Source organism: Kineococcus sp. G2, from assembly GCF_037154035.1.
In the GTDB taxonomy this organism is placed as follows: domain Bacteria; phylum Actinomycetota; class Actinomycetes; order Actinomycetales; family Kineococcaceae; genus Kineococcus.
In genome coordinates, this window is sequence record NZ_JBBBEM010000050.1 from 1 (window position 1) to 19,395 (window position 19,395).

At 75.0% G+C, this 19,395-nt stretch carries 17 protein-coding genes and 2 pseudogenes; 10 read left to right on the top strand and 9 right to left on the bottom strand.

What is annotated here, in order from left to right; all coding sequences use genetic code 11:
- Positions 1-104 precede the first annotated feature (104 nt).
- From V9U69_RS08825 to V9U69_RS08835, 3 genes are read left to right on the top strand one after another with little or no spacing between them, the layout of a single operon-like run.
- Positions 105-2,273 carry a carbon starvation CstA family protein gene (locus V9U69_RS08825; RefSeq protein WP_337061256.1) on the top strand — a complete coding sequence of 723 codons (2,169 nt, stop codon included), beginning with the start codon at positions 105-107 and terminating at the stop codon, positions 2,271-2,273.
- Complete coding sequence (locus tag V9U69_RS08830) at positions 2,270-2,446, top strand: CstA-like transporter-associated (seleno)protein (RefSeq protein WP_337061257.1); 177 nt, start codon at positions 2,270-2,272, stop codon at positions 2,444-2,446. Before V9U69_RS08825 ends, V9U69_RS08830 begins: the two co-directional genes overlap by 4 nt.
- 30 nt (positions 2,447-2,476) lie before the next feature.
- On the top strand, positions 2,477-2,824 hold the full coding sequence (locus tag V9U69_RS08835) for a metallopeptidase family protein (RefSeq protein WP_337061367.1): 348 nt from the start codon (positions 2,477-2,479) through the stop codon (positions 2,822-2,824).
- Between the two features lie 42 nt (positions 2,825-2,866).
- Here V9U69_RS08835 and V9U69_RS08840 read toward each other — a convergent pair whose 3' ends face one another.
- Positions 2,867-5,143: an EAL domain-containing protein gene (locus V9U69_RS08840; protein ID WP_337061258.1), complete on the bottom strand. Its 2,277-nt coding sequence runs from the start codon at positions 5,141-5,143 to the stop codon at positions 2,867-2,869.
- 209 nt (positions 5,144-5,352) lie between these two features.
- Between V9U69_RS08840 and V9U69_RS08845 the strand changes: the two genes are divergently transcribed.
- Entirely contained in the window at positions 5,353-5,670 is a 318-nt protein-coding gene (locus V9U69_RS08845; protein ID WP_337061259.1) for a tetratricopeptide repeat protein, read from the top strand.
- 19 nt (positions 5,671-5,689) lie between these two features.
- On the opposite strand, the gene V9U69_RS08850 is transcribed toward V9U69_RS08845, so the two are convergent.
- The 3 genes from V9U69_RS08850 to V9U69_RS08860 form a co-directional block, all read right to left on the bottom strand.
- A complete protein-coding gene (locus V9U69_RS08850; RefSeq protein ID WP_442907692.1) occupies positions 5,690-6,430 on the bottom strand; it encodes an HAD-IIA family hydrolase in 741 nt (246 codons plus the stop codon).
- A 95-nt stretch (positions 6,431-6,525) separates the two neighbouring features.
- Positions 6,526-7,212, bottom strand: coding sequence for a deoxyribose-phosphate aldolase (gene deoC / locus V9U69_RS08855; RefSeq protein ID WP_337061262.1), 687 nt, complete (start codon positions 7,210-7,212; stop codon positions 6,526-6,528).
- 27 nt (positions 7,213-7,239) lie between these two features.
- Positions 7,240-8,721 (bottom strand): GGDEF domain-containing protein, encoded by a 1,482-nt coding sequence (locus V9U69_RS08860; RefSeq protein WP_337061264.1) that lies wholly within the window; start codon positions 8,719-8,721, stop codon positions 7,240-7,242.
- Between the two features lie 212 nt (positions 8,722-8,933).
- Here V9U69_RS08860 and V9U69_RS08865 point away from each other — a divergent pair, with 212 nt between their 5' ends.
- Positions 8,934-10,325, top strand: coding sequence for an FAD-binding protein (locus tag V9U69_RS08865; protein WP_442907693.1), 1,392 nt, complete (start codon positions 8,934-8,936; stop codon positions 10,323-10,325).
- Here V9U69_RS08865 and V9U69_RS08870 read toward each other — a convergent pair.
- Positions 10,315-10,440 carry a hypothetical protein gene (locus tag V9U69_RS08870; protein ID WP_337061370.1) on the bottom strand — a complete coding sequence of 42 codons (126 nt, stop codon included), beginning with the start codon at positions 10,438-10,440 and terminating at the stop codon, positions 10,315-10,317. The two genes, V9U69_RS08865 and V9U69_RS08870, sit on opposite strands and share 11 nt — an antisense overlap.
- On the opposite strand from V9U69_RS08870, the pseudogene V9U69_RS08875 reads away from it, so the two are divergent.
- Positions 10,394-10,905: pseudogene (locus V9U69_RS08875) on the top strand (DUF1802 family protein). The gene V9U69_RS08870 and the pseudogene V9U69_RS08875 sit on opposite strands and share 47 nt — an antisense overlap.
- A gap of 1 nt (position 10,906) precedes the next feature.
- Here V9U69_RS08875 and V9U69_RS08880 read toward each other — a convergent pair.
- Positions 10,907-11,637: pseudogene (locus tag V9U69_RS08880) on the bottom strand (cation transporter); the annotation flags it as partial.
- A gap of 201 nt (positions 11,638-11,838) precedes the next feature.
- Here V9U69_RS08880 and V9U69_RS08885 point away from each other — a divergent pair.
- Entirely contained in the window at positions 11,839-12,267 is a 429-nt protein-coding gene (locus V9U69_RS08885; RefSeq protein WP_337061267.1) for a nitroreductase family deazaflavin-dependent oxidoreductase, read from the top strand.
- Between the two features lie 54 nt (positions 12,268-12,321).
- On the opposite strand, the gene V9U69_RS08890 is transcribed toward V9U69_RS08885, so the two are convergent.
- Genes V9U69_RS08890 through V9U69_RS08900 form a run of 3 tightly spaced genes read right to left on the bottom strand, consistent with a single transcriptional unit; the run spans position 12,322 to position 14,982 of the window.
- A complete protein-coding gene (locus V9U69_RS08890; protein WP_337061368.1) occupies positions 12,322-12,816 on the bottom strand; it encodes a dihydrofolate reductase in 495 nt (164 codons plus the stop codon).
- Positions 12,817-12,868: 52 nt separating this feature from the next.
- Positions 12,869-13,972 (bottom strand): Gfo/Idh/MocA family oxidoreductase, encoded by a 1,104-nt coding sequence (locus V9U69_RS08895; protein WP_337061268.1) that lies wholly within the window; start codon positions 13,970-13,972, stop codon positions 12,869-12,871.
- Positions 13,969-14,982, bottom strand: a complete 1,014-nt coding sequence (locus V9U69_RS08900; protein WP_337061269.1) for a LacI family DNA-binding transcriptional regulator — start codon at positions 14,980-14,982, stop codon at positions 13,969-13,971. The genes V9U69_RS08895 and V9U69_RS08900 overlap by 4 nt, the downstream gene beginning before the upstream one ends.
- Before the next feature lie 156 nt (positions 14,983-15,138).
- Here V9U69_RS08900 and V9U69_RS08905 point away from each other — a divergent pair, with 156 nt between their 5' ends.
- The 3 genes from V9U69_RS08905 to V9U69_RS08915 are packed head-to-tail and all read left to right on the top strand — an operon-like array spanning position 15,139 to position 19,393.
- Complete coding sequence (locus tag V9U69_RS08905) at positions 15,139-17,091, top strand: glycoside hydrolase family 127 protein (protein WP_337061271.1); 1,953 nt, start codon at positions 15,139-15,141, stop codon at positions 17,089-17,091.
- Between the two features lie 35 nt (positions 17,092-17,126).
- Positions 17,127-18,440, top strand: a complete 1,314-nt coding sequence (locus tag V9U69_RS08910) for an ABC transporter substrate-binding protein (protein ID WP_337061273.1) — start codon at positions 17,127-17,129, stop codon at positions 18,438-18,440.
- Positions 18,437-19,393, top strand: coding sequence for a carbohydrate ABC transporter permease (locus tag V9U69_RS08915; RefSeq protein WP_337061275.1), 957 nt, complete (start codon positions 18,437-18,439; stop codon positions 19,391-19,393). Before V9U69_RS08910 ends, V9U69_RS08915 begins: the two co-directional genes overlap by 4 nt.
- Positions 19,394-19,395 lie beyond the last annotated feature (2 nt).

Sequence of the window (19,395 nt, forward strand, 5' to 3'; positions counted from 1 at the left end):
ACGGAGTGGGGGGTGCGGGGTGGTGGGCGCGCCGAGGTGACAGGACCTGCACCCGCGGTGATGATCGGTCGGCAACCACCCGCACGTCCCGCGAGGAGGCGGTCGTGTCCACCGCTGTGCCCACCCCGAACGGCCCCGGCACCCGCCGGCGCCCCAGCGCGCGCTCGATCGCCGTCTGGACCCTCGTCGCGATCGTCGGCGCCGTCTCCTGGACGGTGCTGGCCCTGGCGCGCGGGGAGTCCGTCAACGCGCTGTGGATCCTGTTCGCCGCGCTCGCCTCCTACGCGATCGCGTACCGGTTCTACGCCCGGTTCATCACCTACCGCGTGCTGCGCGCCGACGACGCGCGCGCCACCCCCGCCGAGCGCCTGCACAACGGCGTCGACTACGAGGTCACCGACCGGCGGGTGCTGTTCGGACACCACTTCGCCGCCATCGCCGGCGCCGGGCCCCTGGTCGGTCCGGTGCTCGCCGCCCAGATGGGCTACCTGCCCGGGACGATCTGGATCGTCGTCGGGGTCATCTTCGCCGGCGCCGTGCAGGACCTCACGGTGCTGTTCTTCTCGATGCGCCGCGACGGCAAGAGCCTGGGGCAGATGGTGCGCGAGGAGATCGGGCCGGTCGGCGGCGCGGCGGCGCTCGTCGCCGTGTTCGCCATCATGATCATCATCCTGGCGGTCCTCGCGCTCATCGTCGTCAACGCCCTCGCCGAGTCCCCGTGGGGCGTCTTCTCCATCGCCCTGACGATCCCCATCGCCCTGTTCATGGGCCTGTACCTGCGCTACCTGCGCCCGGGTCGCGTGCTGGAGGCCACCGGGATCGGCGTCGTGCTGCTGCTGGCCGCCATCGTCGGCGGCGGGTACGTGGAGCAGCTCGGCCTCGCCGACAGCCTGACCCTGAGCAAGGAGACGCTCGTCCTGGCGCTGGTGGCGTACGGGTTCGTCGCCTCGGTGCTGCCGGTGTGGCTGCTGCTGACCCCGCGGGACTACCTGTCGACGTTCATGAAGGTCGGCGTCATCGTGCTGCTGGCGGTCAGCCTGCTGGTGGCCCGCCCCGTCCTCGCCAACGACGCCGTCACGCAGTTCGCCCGCGAGGGCACCGGCCCGGTGTTCGCCGGATCGCTGTTCCCGTTCGTGTTCATCACCATCGCCTGCGGCGCCCTGTCCGGGTTCCACGCGCTCATCGCGTCCGGCACGACGCCGAAGATGGTCGCCAAGGAGCGGCAGGTGCGGCTCATCGGCTACGGCGGGATGCTCATGGAGAGCTTCGTGGCGATCAGCGCGCTCATCGCCGCCTCGGTCATCGACCAGGGCCTGTACTACGCGATGAACGCGCCCGCGGCGGCCACCGGCGGCACCCCCGGCACGGCGGCGCAGTTCGTCACCGCCCTCGGCTTCCCCACCTCGCCGGAGTTCCTGGCCTCGGCCGCGCAGGCGGTGGAGGAGGAGACGCTCGTCTCGCGCACCGGAGGAGCGCCCACCCTGGCGTTCGGCATCTCGCAGGTCTTCCACTCCGCGTTCGGCGGTGGGCTGCAGGCCTTCTGGTACCACTTCGCGATCATGTTCGAGGCGCTGTTCATCCTCACCGCCGTCGACGCCGGCACCCGCGTGGGCCGGTTCATGCTGCAGGACACGGTCGGCAACGTGTGGAAGCGGTTCGGCGACCTGTCGTGGCGCCCCGGGAACCTCATCGCCAGCGCCGTCGTCGTCGCCGCCTGGGGGTACTTCCTCTACGCGGGGGTCACCGACCCCCTGGGCGGCATCAACCAGCTGTTCCCGCTGTTCGGCATCGCCAACCAGCTGCTCGCCGCGATCGCGCTGACGCTGGCGACGACGCTGCTCGTCAAGCACGGCCGCGCCCGCTACGCCTGGGTGACGGCGGTGCCGCTCGCCTGGGACCTCGTGGTGACGATGACGGCGAGCTGGCAGAAGGTGTTCTCGGACAACCCTGCCATCGGCTACTTCGCCCAGGCCGGCGCCTACCGCGAGGCCCTGGACGCCGGTGAGCTGCTGGGGTCGGCGCAGGACGTCGGGCAGATGCAGCAGGTGGTGACGAACTCCACCGTCAACGGCGTCCTGCAGGCCGTGTTCGCGCTGCTGGTGGTCGTGGTGGCCGTCAACGCCGCCGTCGTGGTGGCGCGGGCGCTGCGCGCCGGGTCGCTGCCGACGACGGAGGTGCCGGCGGTGCCGTCCCGGCTGCGCGAGCCCGCGGGGCTGTTCGCCACCGCGGAGGAGAAGCGCGAGGCCGCCGGGCGCGAGGGGGTCCTGCGGTGAGGCGCCTGCTGCGGGGGGTGCGCTGGTACCTGCGGGAGGTGGACGGCCGCTCCCGCTGGGAGCGGTACCTCGCCGAGTGCGCCGCGCACGGGCACCCGCCGCTGACGCGGCGCGAGTTCGAGCGGCGCCGCACCGACGCCCGCGCCGGCGCGGTCTCCTCCCGCTGCTGCTGAGCGCGCTGCGAGACTGCCGGCGTGGTGGACATGGGGCGCGAGGAGTTCGAGGACGCCGTGGCCGACGCCCTCGACGAGATCCCCGCCGAACTGGCGCGGGCCATGGACAACGTCGTCGTCCTCGTCGAGGACGACCCGCCGGAGGGGTTCGAGCCCGACCTGCTGGGCCTGTACGAGGGCACCCCGCTCACCGAGCGCGGCACCTGGTGGGCGGCCGGTGCGCTGCCGGACCGCATCACGGTCTTCCGCCGGCCCACCCTGGCTCTGTGCCGCGACCGCGAGCACGTCGTGCGGGAGGTGCGGGTGACCGTGGTGCACGAGGTGGCCCACCACTTCGGCATCGACGACGCCCGCCTGCACGAGCTCGGCTGGGCCTGACCTCCTCGGCCGCCGGTCAGCCGGGGGTGCCGGCCAGGGACGTCAGGCGGGGGCGTCGGCCAGGGACGTCAGGCGGGCGCCGGCCGCGCGCGCCAGCCCGCGCAGCACGTCGCGCTGCGCGCTCGTCAGCGTGCGCGGGCGCCGGTCCAGCACGCACACCGTGCCCAGCGCCCGGCCCGCGGCGTCGGTGACGGACGCCCCGGCGTAGAAGCGCACCGGCTCGCCGGCGACCACGTACCCCAGGTCGCGGAAGCGGGCGTCCACCGACACGTCGGGCACCTCCACGACGTCACCGCCGACGGCGTGGTGGCACACGCCCTGCTCGCGCGGCAGCCGGTGCGGGTCCACGCCCACGGCCGCCGGCACGTGCTGCTCCTCGTGACCGACGAGCGTGACCATGGCCACGGGGGTGCCGGTGGCGCGCGCGGCCACCGCGGTGAGCTCCTGCAGCACCGGGTCGCCGGCGCCGGCGGCGAGCGCGTGGCGCTCCGCGGAGCGGGCCCGCAGGACCTCCACCTCCGGTGCGGCCGGTGCGTGCGCGGCCGGTGCGGGCGCGAAGTCCAGCGCCGCGACCTCCTCGGCCGGCACCGGGCGGCTGAAGTGGTACCCCTGCAGCAGGTCGTAGCCGAGCTCGGTGAGCAGCCGCCGCGTCGCCTCGTCCTCCACGCCCTCGCCGACGACCTCCAGGTCCAGGTGGTGCGCCAGTTCCAGCACGGCCCGCACGATGGCCTCGTCGCCGCCGCCGCGCAGGGCTCCGGCCACGAAGCGGCGGTCCACCTTCAGCTCGTCCAGCGGCAGGTCCTGCAGCATCGCCAGGCTGGTGTAGCCGGTGCCGAAGTCGTCCAGGGCGATGCGCACGCCCAGCGCCCGCAGCTCCGCCAGCGCCGCCGCGGCGCGCCTGGGCTGGGTGGTGACGGCGGACTCGGTGACCTCCAGCACCAGCAGGTCCGCGGGCACGCCGCTGCGCCGCAGGTGGGTGCGGACCTGCCCGACGAGGCCGTCGTGGGCGACGAGCCGGGCGGAGAGGTTCACCGACACCCGCAGCGGCCGGCCGGAGCGCCACCAGGCGGCGGCCTGGTCCAGGGCCTCGCCCAGCACCCAGTCCGTCAGGGCGACGATCACCGAGGTCCGCTCGGCCTCCGGCAGGAACGCGCCCGGCGGCAGCAGCCCGCGGGTGGGGTGCTGCCAGCGCACGAGCGCCTCCACGCCGCGCACCCGGCGGCTGTGCGCCTCCACCAGCGGCTGGTAGTGCAGCCGCAGCTGCCCCTCGGCGACCGCCGTGCGCAGCTGCGCGTGCAGCTGGACGCCGTCCGCGGTGCGCTCGTCCATCGCCGGCTCCCACGCCAGCGCGGGGCGGTCGGCGCGGCGGGCGGCGTGCAGGGCGGTGTCGGCGCGCTGCATCAGGGTGCCCAGGTCGGTGCCGTGCAGGGGGGCGACGACCACCCCCACGGTGACGTCCACGTCCACCCGGACGCCGGCCACCTCGAAGGGGCCGGTGTCGTGCGCGGCGACGGCGTCGGCGAGCCGCTCGGTCAGCTCCGCGACCGAGCAGCCGCGCAGGGTGGGCGGCAGCCGGGGCAGCCACAGCGCGAAGTCGTCGCCGCCCAGCCGCGCGACGTGCCCGTGCCGCCCCGCCGCGCGCCGGTACGCGTGGGCCACCTGCCGCAGCAGGTCGTCGCCGCCCTCGCGGCCCAGGGCCTGGTTCAGCTCGCCGAAGCGGTCCAGGTCCAGCAGCAGCAGCGCACCGGGGGAACCCTCGTCCACCCCGGCGAGGTCGCGGGCGGCGACCCGCGTCAGGCCGGCCTCGTTGAGCAGGCCGGTGAGGGCGTCGGTGGTGGCCGCCTCGCGGGCGCGGCGGGTCAGGGCGGCGACGATCGCCCCCGTGGAGGCGGCCGTGGTGGCGAGCAGGACGGTCTGCAGCAGCGCCGAGGCCGCCGGTCCCACGGACGCCAGCGCCGCGCCGGACGCGGCCAGCGCCGCCGCGGCGTGCAGGACGGCCCGCACGGGCGTCAGGAACAGCGCCGCGTACACCACGACCCACCCGGCGAAGGCGGCGACGGCGGTGCTGGCCGGGCCGCCGCCGACGGTGTGCACCGCCAGGGCGACGATGACGGTGCCGCCCAGGACGAGCAGCCGCTCGGGCAGCCCCCGCAGGCGGCGTGCACGGCTGACGAGCGCGGACACCACCAGGGCGATCGCGCCCAGCACCGCGGTCGCGGGCCGGTCCACGGCCGCCCACACCGGCCAGGCGGCCACGAGCAGCAGCAGGGCCCCGCCCAGGCCGTAGAACACGGCGAGCGCCACCCGGTTGCTGGTCAACGGCGGGGTCCCCTCGGACGGTGTCGGCGCCGGCGCGCACCGGTGCGCGGCGGCGGCTCCTCCACGGCTCGAAGGGTGCGCGAGGTGCATCGGCGCGCGGCCGGTGCCGCTTGAGCGGGTGGGCCCCGCGGAGTGCACCGGCGGGGGTCGGCGCACGGCGGTGCCGCGCCCGGCGGAATCACCCGGCCGCGCGCACCGTTGCGGAACGGGTGATCGTCGACCTCCTGAGCTTCGAACTGGCCCGCACGGCGTTCGACGAGCGCCGCTTCACCGACGCGGTCTCCTCGCTGGAGCCCCTGCTGGAGCGCAACCCGGACGACCGTTCCCTGCGCGAGCTCCTCGCCCGCTCCTACTTCGGGGCGGCCATGCTCGGCAAGGCGGAGGAGCAGGCGCGGGAGCTGGTGCGCCGCGCCCCCGCCGACGGGTACGCGCACCTGCTGCTGGCGCGCAGCCTGGAGCGGCAGAGCCGCACCGCCGAGGCGCGCGGGCACCGGGTGATGGCCCACGTCCTCGGCGCCGACGGCTGACCCCGCACCGCCGGGGCCCTCAGACCAGGGGCACCAGGTCGCGCACCGAGTCCACGACGCGGTGCGGGCGGAACGGGTAGCGCTCCACCTGCTCGGCGCGGGTGGAACCCGTCAGCACCAGGAAGGTGCGCAGGCCCGCCTCGATGCCGGCGACGACGTCGGTGTCCATGCGGTCGCCGACCATCGCCGTCGTCTCCGAGTGCGCGGAGATCCGGTTCATCGCGGAGCGGAACATCATCGGGTTCGGCTTGCCGACGAAGTAGGGCTCGGCACCGGTGGCGCGCGTGATGAGCGCGGCCACCGAGCCCGTCGCCGGCAGCGGTCCCTCCGCGGAGGGGCCGGTGGCGTCCGGGTTCGTGGCGATGAACCGCGCACCGCCCTCGATGAGCCGGATCGCGCGCGTGATCGCCTCGAAGGAGTACGTGCGGGTCTCGCCGAGCACGACGTAGTCCGGTGCGGTGTCGGTGAGGATGAACCCGGCCTCGTGCAGCGCGGTGGTCAGCCCCGACTCGCCGATGACGTACGCGGAGCCGCGCGGCATCTGCCGGGCGAGGAAGTCGGCGGTGGCCAGCGCCGAGGTCCAGATGGCCTCCTCGGGCACGGTGATGCCGCTGCGCGCCAGCCGGGCGGCCAGGTCGCGCGGGGTGAAGATGGAGTTGTTCGTCAGCACCAGGAACCGCCGGCCGGTGTCGGCCAGGCGCTGCAGGAACTCCGGCGCGCCGGGCAGGGCGCGCTCCTCGTGGACGAGCACCCCGTCCATGTCGGTCAGCCAGCACTCGATGCCCTCGTCGCCGCCGTTCCCGCCGGCGGTCACGTCCTCGCTCACGTCGCCACCCCTCCTCGGTCCGGACCGGTTCAGCCGTCCAGGCCGTCCAGCACGGCGGCCGTGCCGGACAGCCCCAGCCGCGTGGCGCCCGCGTCGAGCATCGCCAGCGCGGTCGTCGTGTCGCGGATGCCGCCGCTGGCCTTCACGCCCAGGCGCCCGCCGACGGTGGCGGCCATGACCTCCACGGCGTGCGCGGTGGCGCCGCCGGTGGCGTGGAAGCCGGTGGAGGTCTTCACGAAGTCGGCGCCGGCGGCCTCCGCGGCGCGGCACACCTCGACGAGGACGTCGTCGGGCAGCGCGGCGGACTCCACGATGACCTTCAGCACGCCGGGGGCGGGCACGGCGGCCCGCACGGCGGCGACGTCGGCGCGCACGGCGTCGAACTCCCCGGCGAGCGCGGCGCCCACGTCGATGACCATGTCGACCTCGTGGGCGCCGTCGCGCACGGCGGCCTCCGCCTCGGCGGCCTTGAGCGAGCTGAGGTGCTTGCCGGAGGGGAACCCGCACACGGTGGCGACCACGAGGCCCTCGACGGCCTCGCCGCGGGCGACGCTGAGCATCGAGGGGGAGACGCAGATCGCGAGCACGCCGAGCTCGCGGGCGTCGGCGCACAGCGCCAGGACGTCGGCGGCGGTGGCCTCGGGCTTGAGGAGCGTGTGGTCGACGAGGCGGGCGACGTCGTGCCGGGTGCGGCCGGCGGGGGTGCTGGTGGTCACGGTCGCGAGTCTGCCACCGGCGCGGTGTCAGTCCGCAGCGGTCCCGGCCCCGGTGGTCCGGGAGCGCAGCTCGGGTGCGACGGCGAGGCGGTCGCGCCCTCCGGTCTTGGCGGCGTACAGGGCCTCGTCGGCGCGGGCCAGCACCGCTGCCGGTTCCTCGGTGCCGTCCCAGCGGGCCACTCCGGCGGAGCAGGTCTGCCCGTGCGGGACGACGGCGCGCAGGGCGTCCAGGCGCCGCAGGGCGCCGTCCTCGTCGGCCGAGGTCAGCAGGACGGCGAACTCCTCCCCGCCCCAGCGGGCCAGGAACCCGTCCGCGCCCAGGGCGTCGCCCCAGGCGGCGGTGGCGGCCTTGAGCAGCTCGTCGCCGGCCTGGTGCCCGCGGGTGTCGTTGTAGGCCTTGAAGCGGTCCAGGTCCAGCAGCGCCACGTACAGCCCCTCGCCGGTGCGGGCGCTGAGGGCGCACGCGCGGGAGAGCTCGTGGTCCCAGGTGCGGCGGTTGGCGGCGCCGGTGAGCGGGTCGGTGCGCGCCAGCGCGGCCAGCTGCACCGCCTGGCTGCGCACCTGCTGCAGCAGGTCCCACACGCGGGCGATCACCAGGGCGATCAGCAGGACCGAGCCGGTCGCCAGCCACGCGGTGGGCGCCTCGCGCCCGGCCAGCGCCAGCCCCACCAGGACGGCGGAGGGCAGCACGGCCGCGACGGCCAGCAGCACCAGGCGCGGGACGGTGAGCCCGCCGCCCTCCAGGGGCTTCTTCTCCGCCAGTTCGGGTGCGGAGGCGCTGCACGCGGCCAGCGCGTAGAGCACGTAGAACGACTGCCACAGCAGGTTCATCCACACCGGGGTGGTGTCGCCGCCCTCGACGAGCTGCAGGACGTTCATGCCGACGTCTGCGGCCAGGGTCGCGGCGGTGCCGCCGGCCAGCAGCCAGAACGCGGTGGTGCGCGCACCGGGTCCGGTGACCATCCGGGCCAGCAGGAAGACCCACACCACGTCCGCCACCGGGTAGGCGGTGCTGACCACCCGCACGAGGGCGCTCTGCGTGCCGTCGGTGGCGATGGGCAGCACGACGAAGACGCCGAAGAGGGTGGCGGCGCTGAGCGTGACGATGCCGGCGTCCAGCAGGCTGCCGAGGTGACCGCTGCCGCCGCGCTGCCGGTTCAGGCCGAGCAACCCGATCGTCACCGGCAGGTACGCCAGCAGGTACAGGGCGTCGGCGGTGGTGGGCCACGCCTCGTTGCCCGTCAGGTCCAGCGCCGCGAACAGCACCTCGCCCACCAGGTACGCCGCCTGCGCCAGCAGCAGCCAGCACCACGGCCGGCGCCGCTGCGGCGGGATCCGCCGCACGGCCACGGCCGTGAGCGCGACGGCGCAGGCGACGGGCAGCAGGTAGACGACGGAGGCCGTGGGGGTGGCCTCGCCGACGAGCACGGTGCTCACCAGCGACAGCGGCAGCGTCGCCACCACGGCGGCGACGGCCAGGAGCGGCCCGCGGGCGGGCGGGCCCTCCACGACGCGCTCCCCGTGCCGTCCCGGGCCGCCCCGGGCCCCGGACCGCACCGGACTGCCCGGCTCCTCCTGGATCACCCCTCCTGGTTCGGCGCGCGCGGTGCCGTCCTGGAGCGCGGGCGGCCCCCGTCACACGAGTGGCGCACCGCCCGGTGGCGTGGGGGGCGGGGGTTAGGCTCGGCCCCGTGGTGAGCATCCCTGGCCTGAAGACCGTGCTGGACCGCCCGGCCGCGTCCGCGGAGGGCCCCTCGCGCGCGCCCGCCCGGCTGACCGGCTGGGGCCGCACCGCGCCGACCACCGCCACGGTGCTGCGCACGGCGGACCTCGACGTGCTGGCCGAGGCGGTGCGCACCGCCGGCCCGCGCGGCGTCATCGCCCGCGGCCTGGGCCGCAGCTACGGCGACCCCGCCCAGAACGCCGGCGGCCTGGTCGTCGACATGACCGCGCTGGACCGCATCCACGACATCGACGTGGACACCGCCGTCGCCGACGTCGACGCCGGGGTGTCGCTGGACAAGCTGCTGCGCGCGGTCGTGCCGCACGGGCTGTGGGTGCCGGTGCTGCCGGGCACCCGCCAGGTCACCGTGGGCGGCGCCATCGGCGCCGACATCCACGGCGGCAACCACCACACCCAGGGCACCTTCACCCGTCACGTGCTCTCCCTGGACCTGCTCACCGCCGACGGCGAGGTCCGCACCCTCACCCCGGACGGCCCGGACCGCGAGCTGTTCCTGGCCACCACCGGCGGCATGGGCCTGACCGGGATCGTGCTGCGCGCGAAGATCCGCCTGGACCGCGTGGAGACGTCGTACTTCATCGCCGACGTCGAGCAGACGCCCGACTTCGACGACATGCTCGAGCGGCTGACGAAGAACGACGAGAACTACACGTACTCCAAGACGTGGTTCGACTCGGTGACCAAGGGGCCCCACATGGGTCGCGGCTTCCTGCTGCGCGGCTCGTCCGCGAAGCTGGACGACCTGCCGGCGAAGCTGCGCAAGGACCCGCTGAAGTTCGACGCCCCGCAGCTGGCGACCTTCCCGGACCTGTTCCCGCCGGGGATGCTGAACCGGCTCACGGCCAAGGCGCTCAACGAGTTCTACTACCGCAAGTCCCACACCCAGCGGGGCGTGGTGCAGAACATCACGCAGTTCTACCACCTGCTCGACCTGTTCGCGGACTGGAACCGGGCCTACGGCCCGCGCGGTTTCCTGCAGTACCAGTTCGTCGTCCCGATGGACCGCACCGACCTGCTCAAGGCGAGCATGGAGGCCATCGTGGAGTCCGGGCACATCTCCGCCCTGAACGTCCTCAAGCGCTTCGGCGAGGGCAACGACGCGCCGTTGTCGTTCCCGCGCAAGGGGTGGACGCTCGCGGTGGACCTGCCGGTGAAGCCGGGCCTGGACGCGCTGTGCGACCGCCTCGACGAGATGGTGCTGGAGGCCGGCGGCCGGTTGTACCTGGCGAAGGACTCGCGCACCACCGCCGACCGGTTCGCGCAGATGTACCCGGAGCTGCCCGCGTGGCGGAAGGTGCGCGACGCGGTGGACCCGGAGCGGAAGTTCGCCTCCGACCAGTCCCGTCGCCTGCAGCTCGTCACCGGCTGATCCGCTCCGGCGTGACCACCACCGCGACCACCACCGCGACCACCCCGGCGCTGAAGGAGTGGGGCGCGGTGGTGCACGCCCTCCTGCGGGGCCGGCAGGCGCTGCTGCTGCGCAAGGGCGGCATCCACGAGAAGCGGTTCACCGTGGGGGCGCCGAGGTTCGTGCTGTTCCCGACGGTGGCGCACAGCCACGCCGAGTCGGTGCGCCCCGAGCACCGGGACCTGCTGCCCCCGGGAGCGACGGCGAGGAGCTGGTGGTGCGCGCCGGGGCGGAGGTCATCGCGGTGGTGCCGGTGGCCCGCCCGGAGCGGGTGGAGGAGCTGGAGGACCTGCACGTGTGGACGAGCGCGTCCGTGCGCTCCTCCCGCGTGGACTTCCGGCCCCGCCACCAGCTGACCGCCCTGGTGGTGCGCGCCGTGGAGCTGCCCGAGCCGGTGCGCCTGGTGCGCCGTCCCGAGCACCGCGGCTGCACCAGCTGGCTCGACCTGGAGGTGCCGTGGCCCGCCGGGACCGGCCGCGTCGTGCACGACGACGCCCACCTCGCCGCGGTGGAGGCGGCCGTGCGCAGCCGCGTCGGCTGAACCGGGCGCCGGGCCGGGTCAGCGACCGCAGCACCCGTCGGTGCAGCCGCCGCCCTCCTGCGGCCCGCTCGCCTCGTCGACGTGCAGAGCGGCACCCGGGGCGCAGCAGCCCTCCCCGCGCCAGGCCTCCAGGCCCTCCTTGACCGCGATGCCGGCGATGACCAGGCCGGCGACCGGGTCGGCCCACGAGAGGCCGAACAGCGCGTTCAGGCCCAGGCCGACCAGCAGCACGGCCGACAGGTACGTGCACAGCAGCGTCTGCTTGGAGTCGGCCACCGCGGTCGCCGATCCCAGTTCGCGCCCGGCGCGGCGCTGCGCGTGCGACAGCAGCGGCATGACCAGCAGGCTCACCGCGGCCAGCACCAGCCCGACGCCCGACGGCTCGGCCTCCCCGTCGCCGAGCAGGGCGCGCACCGACTCGACGCCCACGTAGGCGGCCAGGGCGAAGAAGGAGATCGCGATGACGCGCAGCGCCCGGTGCTCGCGGGCCTCGCGCGCGGCGTGGTCGGGGGCGGAGAACTGCCAGGCGACCGCGGCGGCGGAGGAGACCTCGATCACCGAGTCGAGCCCGAAGCCGATCAGGGCGCTGGACCCGGCTTCCGCGCCGGCGGCCAGGGCGATCACCGCCTCGACGGCGTTGTAGGTGATGGTCGCGGCCACGAGAGCGCGCACCCGGCGGGTCAGCGCGTCGCGGCGCGCGGCGTTCGGGGACGTGCGGGTGGTGGTGGCCATCAGCGGCGGTCCTCCCGGGCGCGGGTCGGGCGGGACGGGGCGTGGCCGGAGCGGGCCGGCACCTCGACGTGGGTGGGCGTCTGCACGATCCCGACGGTACACGTTTCGATGAACTCAACGGGTGCTGAACCACCGCCCCGCTCCCTCCCGGCCCCGCGACCCCGGCCCGCCCGGACGCCCGCGGCGGCGTACGGTCGGCTCGTGACCTCTGCCACTGACCTGCACGGTGACCCGCACGTCGAGCGCTACCTCGAGACGAACGGCGAGGACGGCTACCTCTGGCGCAACGGCACCACCATCCTGATCCTCTTCACGAAGGGCCGGAAGTCCGGCGAGCAGCGCTCGCACGCGCTGATCTTCCGCCAGCACGGCGACGCGTACCTCGTGGTCGCCTCCAAGGGCGGCAGCGACGCCCCGCCCGCCTGGTTCCTGAACCTTCAGGCCGACCCGGACGTGGAGGTGCAGGTGAAGGGCGAGCGCTTCCGCGCCCGTGCCCGCGTCGCCACGCCGGAGGAGAAGCCGCGGATGTGGGCGTCGATGGTGGAGGTCTGGCCGGACTACGAGGACTACCAGCGGCAGACGTCGCGGGAGATCCCCGTCGTCGTCCTCGAACGCACCGGCGACGCCTGACGCGGCGGTTCCGCGCGAGACGGCCCGGGCACCCGCGACGGGTGCCCGGGCCGCTCAGCGCCGCCAGTCGGCGATCGCGTAGCGCAGGCCCGTGCGGGAGGTGGACCAGCCCTCGGCGGGCGCGCGCTCCGCCAGGCGCCACCCGTCGCCGAACGCGGGGGCGCGGGTGTCGCCGTCCACCTCGACGTCCACGGTGGTGACGACCAGCCGCGCCGCGCGCGGCAGCGCCTCCCGGTACACCTGCCCACCGCCCCCGATCCACACGTCCGGGCCGTCGTCGCCGCTCGCACCCACCACGGCGAGCGCCTCCTCCAGGGAGGGCGCGACCTCCGCGCCGGGCAGGTCGAGGCCCGCCCGCCGGCTCAGGACGACGTTGCGCCGGTCCGGCAGCGGCCGGTAGCGCGGCGGCAGCGAGTCCCAGGTGGCCCGGCCCATGACGACGGCCGAACCCCGCGTCAGCGTCGAGAAGTGCGCCAGGTCCTCGGGCAGGTGCCAGGGCATCCCGCCGTCGCGGCCGATGACCCCGTCGCGCGACTGCGCCCACACCATCCCGATCACGCGTGCCCCCGGTGTGTCGTCCCCTGCTGCGGCCGCGACCACCCTAGGGGCGCGCGCCGCCCAGCTCCGCCGCCCACGCCTCGCGCGCCGTCGTCACCGCCCGGCCCGTGGCGGCGGCCTCGGTGATCGCCGCCGCGACGAGCTGGTCCTGCGCCGCCTCGGCCAGCGGGTAGGGGGGCGGGCCCTCGCCGCGCACCCACGCCGCCGTGCGCAGCAGCAGCGTCGCCACCGCGATCTCCTCGTCGGACAGGCGCTCGCCGGGGAAGGGGTTGCGGTGCAGCACCTCCCCGTCGAGGGAGAGGTGGTCCAGGGCGAAGCCCTGCACGTCCTGGTGGATCCCCGTCTGGCGGCGCACGATCGTCGACTCCACCACCGTGCGCTCGTCCACCAGCCGCACCACGCGGTCGTCGACGAGCTCGCCGGAGCTGCCGCGCACCACCAGGCGCCGGGTGCGCAGCGGGTTGCGCGTCTGCGTCTCGGTGAAGTCGTAGAGGCCCCCGCGGCCGTCCCCGGCGTCCAGCACCGCCACCGTCGAGGCCGTCGGGCGCGCGGCGGTGTCGCCGGTCCAGCCGCTGCGGGCCACCGGGTCCACCAGCGGTGCGGTGCGCGTCACCGCGCTCACCCGCAGCGGCTCGGCGCCCAGCCCGGTGAACGCGCGGATGAGGGCGACCGCGTGGTGCAGCTGCGTGGAGGACACCTGCGCGTCGGTGACGGCGCCGATCAGGCCGCGGCGCACCACCGCCAGCCGCGCGGCGTTGCCGGGGTTCAGCGGGTACTGCTCGGCGACCTGCACCCGCCCGCCGGGCCCCACCTCGTCCCACAGCCGCCGCAGCGCGGGCACGTCCGCGCCGGGCGGCGTCTCCGCCAGCACCGCCGCACCCGCCGCCACCAGGTGCGGCACCAGCGTCGCGCCCACCGACGGCGGGGCGGTGCTGACGACGAGCTCCGGCGACGTCGCCAGCAGCGCGGCCGCGTCCCCGACGACCGGCGGGCCGAAGCGGCGGGTCACCTCGCCCGCCGCGTCCGGGCGGCGGGTCAGCACGCCGGTGACGCGCAGGTGCTGCGGCAGCCGGGCCGCCACCCGCAGGAACATGCCTGCGCGGTAGCCGGTGCCGACCAGCGCGAACCGCGCCGGTCCGGCGCTCACACGCCCACCGTGGACTCGCGCACCACCAGCCGCGTCGGCAGCACGCTCGTGCCGGGGGAGGTGCGCCCGGCCACGGCGTCCAGCAGCAGCTCCCCGGCGCGCCGGCCCATCGCCTCCAGTCCCAGCGCGACCGTCGTCAGCGGCGGCCGCGAGGCCAGCGCGATGACGTCCCAGTCGTCGAACCCCACCACGGCCACGTCCTCCGGCACGCGCCGCCCCGCGTCGCGCAGCCCGTCGCACACCCCGCGGGCGATCTGGTCGCTGCCGCAGGTGATCGCGTCCACGTCCGGGTGCCGGCGCAGCAGCAGGTCGGCGGCCAGCCGCCCCCAGCGCTCGCTCCAGTCGCCGTGCATCGGCTCGGCGACGAGGTGCCCGCCGGCCTCGGCGGCGGCGGCCTCGCGGCGCACGACCGCGGCGTGGTGGTCGGCGGGGCCGGTGACGTGCGCGACGCGCTGCCGGCCCAGGTCCAGCACGTGCCGGACGGCGGCGGCGGCACCGCCGGCCTGGTCGACGACGAGGCTGGTGTCGGCCGGGTCCTGCGAGGGGGTGAAGGCGTACACGACCGGGACGTGGCCGGGGGCGGCGATCGGCGGGCGGGGCTCGGTGCGCCGTCCGGTGACGATGATGCCGTCGACGCGGCGGGCCAGCAGGGTGCGCAGGTGGTGCTGCTCGCGCAGGGGGTCGTCGCGGCTGTCGCACAGCAGCACGACCATCTCCCCGGCGCCCAGGGTGTTCTCCGCCCCCAGCATCACGGGGATGGAGAAGCGGCCGAAGCTGTCGGTGGTGATCAGCCCCACCGTGTAGCTGCGCCCGGAGGACAGCCCGCGGCCCAGCGAGTCGGGGGTGAAGCCGAGCTGCTCGGCGGCGCGCCGGACGCGCTCGCGCGTCTCCGCGCGCAGCTGGCCGGTGCCGTTGAGGGCCTTGGAGGCCGTGCCGGGGGAGACGCCCGCCAGGGCGGCGACGTCCACGATGCGCGGCGGCGCCCCCGCCGGAACGCTCGTTTCCGTCATGCCGCGCCTCCTCGTCCTCGACGGGCGACGTCCGTGGCCCGGGGACCCACGACTGTACCTCCCTTGACGGTGCTCACCGGGGGTCGTAGCGTGCGCGGCAGAAAACGTGTTCCGCAGTTTCCTCCGGAAGCTGCGGACCGACTCGACGGAGAGCTGATGACCACGACCGCGCCCGACCCCCGCACCACCACCCAGGCGCCCGTCGCCCCGGCCGCACCCACCGCGGACGCCGCGGTCGCGCTGCACCCGGTCCCCTCGGGCCGTGCCCGCATCACCGGCGGCTTCTGGCACGAGCGCCAGGACGCCAACCGCCGCCAGGCCATCCGCACCGGCTACGAGAAGCTCGAGACCGCCGGCAACCTGCAGAACCTGCGCATCGCCGCCGGCACCGCCACCGGCGAGGTGCGCGGGCCGATCTTCATGGACTCCGACGTCTACAAGTGGCTCGAGGCCGCCGGGTGGGAGTACGGGCGCGAGCCCGACGAGGAGGTCCTCGGCTGGATCCGCGAGATCACCGAGATCGTCGCCGCCGCTCAGGCCGAGGACGGCTACCTCGACTCCGTGCAGCAGGTCCGCGGGAACGGCGCGCGCTACGTCGACCTGCCCTGGAGCCACGAGCACTACTGCGCCGGGCACCTCTTCCAGGCCGCCGTCGCCGTCCACCGCACCACCGGCGAGACCGGCCTGCTCGACGTCGCCGTCAAGCTGGCCGACCACCTCGTCGCCACCTTCGGCCCGGGGAAGACCGAGGAGGTCGACGGGCACCCGGTCGTCGAGATGGGCCTGGTGGAGCTGTACCGGGAGACCGGGAACCGCGCCTACCTGGACCTCGCGCAGTGGTTCGTCGACGCCCGCGGCCACGGCATCATCGAGAAGCACGGCAAGGAACCCACCTACTTCTCCGACCGCGTGCCGGTGCGCGAGGCGACCAGTCCCGAGGGGCACGCCGTGCGCGCGGTGTACCTGACGGCCGGTGCCGCCGACGTGGCCGCCGAGACCGGCGACGCCGAACTGCTGACCGCGCTGGTGCGGCAGTGGGAGGGCATGCTCTCCTCCAAGACGTACGTCACCGGCGGCATCGGGGCGCGCTGGGACTTCGAGCAGTTCGGCGACCACTACGAGCTCTCGCCCGACCGCGCCTACGCCGAGAGCTGCGCCGCCATCGGCAGCGTGCAGTGGTCCTGGCGGATGCTGCTGGCCACCGGCGAGACCCGCTACGCCGACCTCGTCGAGCGCACCCTGTACAACGCGTTCCTGCCCGGCGTCTCGCTGGCCGGCACCGAGTACTTCTACGTCAACCCGCTGCAGATGCGCGCCGGCGCCCACACCGACGAGGAGCGCAGCGCCGCGCACGGGCGCCGCCCGTGGTTCGACTGCGCCTGCTGCCCGCCGAACATCATGCGCACCCTGTCCAGCCTGGACGCCTACCTGGCGACCACCTCCGCCGACGGCGTCCAGCTGCACCAGTTCGCCACCGGCACCGTGCGCGCCGACGCGGCCGGCGGCGTGGAGCTGGCCGTCAGCACCGACTACCCGTGGGACGGCACCGTCCGCGTGGAGGTCCGCGAACCCGGCGAGGGGGAGTGGGAGCTCGCGCTGCGCGTGCCCGGCTGGGCTGAGGGCGCCACCGCCACCGTCGCCGGTCAGGACGTCGAGGCCACCGCCGGCGAGCACCTGCGCGTGCGCCGCACCTGGTCCGCCGGGGACGTCGTCGAGCTGGTGCTGCCCATGGGCGTGCGCGTGGTGGAGGCCGACCCGCGCGTGGACGCCGTGCGCGGCGCCGTCGCCGTCGAGCGCGGCCCCCTCGTGTACTGCGTCGAGCAGCCCGACCTGCCCGCCGACCTCGTCGCCGACGACGTGCGGGTGCGCGTGGCCGAGCTGCGCGGGGCCCGCGCCGAGCACCGCCCCGACCTGCTCGGTGGCGTGTCCGTGCTGCAGCTGCCCGTGCACCGCGCGCTCGGCGCGGCCAGCGGGCCGCTGTACCGGCCGGCCGGCGACGAGGCGCCCGAGCAGGCCGCCCCCGGGACCGTGGAGGTCCCGGCGATCCCCTACTACGCCTGGGCCAACCGCGAGGTCGGGCCCATGCGCGTCTGGCTGCCGCGGGCCTGAACCGGCCTCGCCCACCCGAGAGACGGAGGACAGCGATGGTGCTTCCCCGCAGGAACGTCCTGGGCCTGGGAGGGCTGGCGGCGCTGAGCGCGCTGCTGCCCTCCTGCGCCTCCACCCTGCCCGAACCCGACGTCACCGCCGCCGGGTTCGGGCAGGACGCCACCGGCACCGTCCGGCTGTGGTGCCGGGCGGCCACCGTCGGCGGCGTCCGGCAGACGGTCGACGCCTTCAACGCCTCCCAGGACCGGGTGCGGGTGGAGGTGACACCCGTCCTGGACGGGCAGTACGTCACCAAGCTCGCCACCGCGATCCGCGGCGGCAACGTCCCGGACATCGTCGACATCGACGACATCAACTCGATGCTCTTCATCTACCGGGACACCTTCACCGACCTCACCCCCCTGGTGGAGCAGCTCGACTTCGCCGACGAGCTCAACCCCGGCCAGCTGGGGCTGGCCACCCGCGACGGCCGCCGCTACGGGGTCCCGTACATCGCCGACAACTCCATGCTCTTCTGCAACACGGAACTGCTGGAGCGCGCCGGCGTGGACGTCGAGACCGCCACCGCGGACCTGGACGGGATGCTCACCGCCGCCCGGGCGGTGGGGGAGCTGGGCGACGGCTCGTACGGGCTGTCCATCGACGGCAACGCCGCGGGCATCCTCGGCTTCGTCGTCCAGCCGAACGTGTGGGCCGCCGGGGAGCGGAACATCGTCGGCGAGGTCGGCGACCAGCGCGGGAACATCGCCGGCAACGACGCCGTCCGGCGCACCTTCGAGTTCTACCGGACGCTCTGGGAGGAGGGTCTGATGCCGCAGGCCAACTTCTCCGGGGACGGCGCCCGGTGGGGCGCCCCGTTCACCGAGGGGACGACGGCGCTGTTCCCCGCCAACTACGCCGTGGCGGTCCTGAACGCACCCCCGGAGCTGCAGGCCAAGACCGGGGTGAGGCTCCTGCCCGGACCCGACGGCGGGCGCGCCACCTTCGCCGGCGGCGACAACCTCTGCATCCCGCGCGGGGCGTCCAACGCCTCCGGGGCGTGGCAGTTCGCCCGGTTCGCGCTGGACCTGCCGCAGCAGACCAACCTGCCCGCCGGCGGCTACATCCCGGTGCGCTCGGACGCCGCGACGGAGGAGTACCGCGAGAAGTACCCCCTGGCCGTGGCACCCCTGGAGCAGATCGAGGAGGCGTACGCACCCGTGACCCTCGCCTACAACCTGCTGTTCAACCAGCAGGACTCACCCTGGATCGCCGCGTTCCGGCAGGCCGTCTTCGACGGTGACGTCGACGGCGCCCTGGTCACCGGCCAGGAGGGCTTCGACCGCATCCTCGAGCAGGCGCAGCTGTGAGCGCCGTCGCGGACCGCGCCGCGTCGCGGACCCCCCGGCTCACCCGGGGCGGACGCCCCGCCGCGAGGGCCGGCAGCAGCGGGAACTCCCTCACCCACCCCACCCGCACCGGGCTGCTGCTGGTGCTGCCGGCGCTGGCCTTCGTCGTCGTCTTCGTCCTGGTGCCGCTGGTCTTCGCGGTCTACATGTCGCTGACGAACTGGCCGCTCATCGGCTCCTACGACTTCATCGGCTTCGGCAACTACGCCGGGGTGGCCCAGGACCCGGTCTTCTGGAAGTCGGTCGGGTACACCGTCCTCTACACGGCGATCGTCACGCTGCCGATCCTCCTGATCGGCTACGTCCTGGCCGTGCTGGTGCGTTCCAACCGCCGCGGCTCCACCCTGTTCCGGACGGTCTTCTTCCTGCCCTACGTCATCGGCCTGACCACCCTGAGCTTCCTGCTCGTGCTGGAGGCCCAGCCCAGCTCGGGTGCGGTGAACATCGTGCTGGAGGGGCTCGGGATCACCGACGGCACGACCGCCTGGCTGGCCGACGGCCCGCTGGCCACCGGCCTGATCTGCGTGATGATCGTCTGGGCGGTGTCGGGGCTGACGATGGTGCTCCTCATGGGCGGCATGCAGGGCATCCCCCGCGAGGTCTACGAGTCCGCGGAGATGGACGGCGCGAGCTGGTGGCAGCGCGAGCGCAGCATCACCATCCCGATGCTCCGCAAGACGATCGCGATGAGCCTGGTCATCTCCGTCATCGGCTCGCTGCTGGCGTTCACCCAGTTCTACGTCCTCACCCGGGGCGGCCCGGGAACGGACACCCAGACGGTGGTCATGTACATCTACCAGCGCGGTTTCGTGCAGCTCCAGCTCGGTGCCGCCTCCGCCCTGTCGGTCGTGCTCGTGGTCGTCATCGGCCTCGTCACCGCCGCCCAGTTCCGCCTGCTGCGCGAGAAGGACTGAGG

Excerpts from the sequence above, each read along its gene's own strand:
- V9U69_RS08900 (WP_337061269.1), bottom strand. The coding sequence starts at position 14,982 with ATGACGGAAACGAGCGTTCCGGCGGGGGCGCCGCCGCGCATCGTGGAC.
- V9U69_RS08905 (WP_337061271.1), top strand. The coding sequence starts at position 15,139 with ATGACCACGACCGCGCCCGACCCCCGCACCACCACCCAGGCGCCCGTC.
- V9U69_RS08910 (WP_337061273.1), top strand. The coding sequence starts at position 17,127 with ATGGTGCTTCCCCGCAGGAACGTCCTGGGCCTGGGAGGGCTGGCGGCG.
- V9U69_RS08835 (WP_337061367.1), top strand. The coding sequence starts at position 2,477 with ATGGGGCGCGAGGAGTTCGAGGACGCCGTGGCCGACGCCCTCGACGAG.
- V9U69_RS08890 (WP_337061368.1), bottom strand. The coding sequence starts at position 12,816 with ATGGTGTGGGCGCAGTCGCGCGACGGGGTCATCGGCCGCGACGGCGGG.
- V9U69_RS08850 (WP_442907692.1), bottom strand. The coding sequence starts at position 6,430 with ATGGACGGGGTGCTCGTCCACGAGGAGCGCGCCCTGCCCGGCGCGCCG.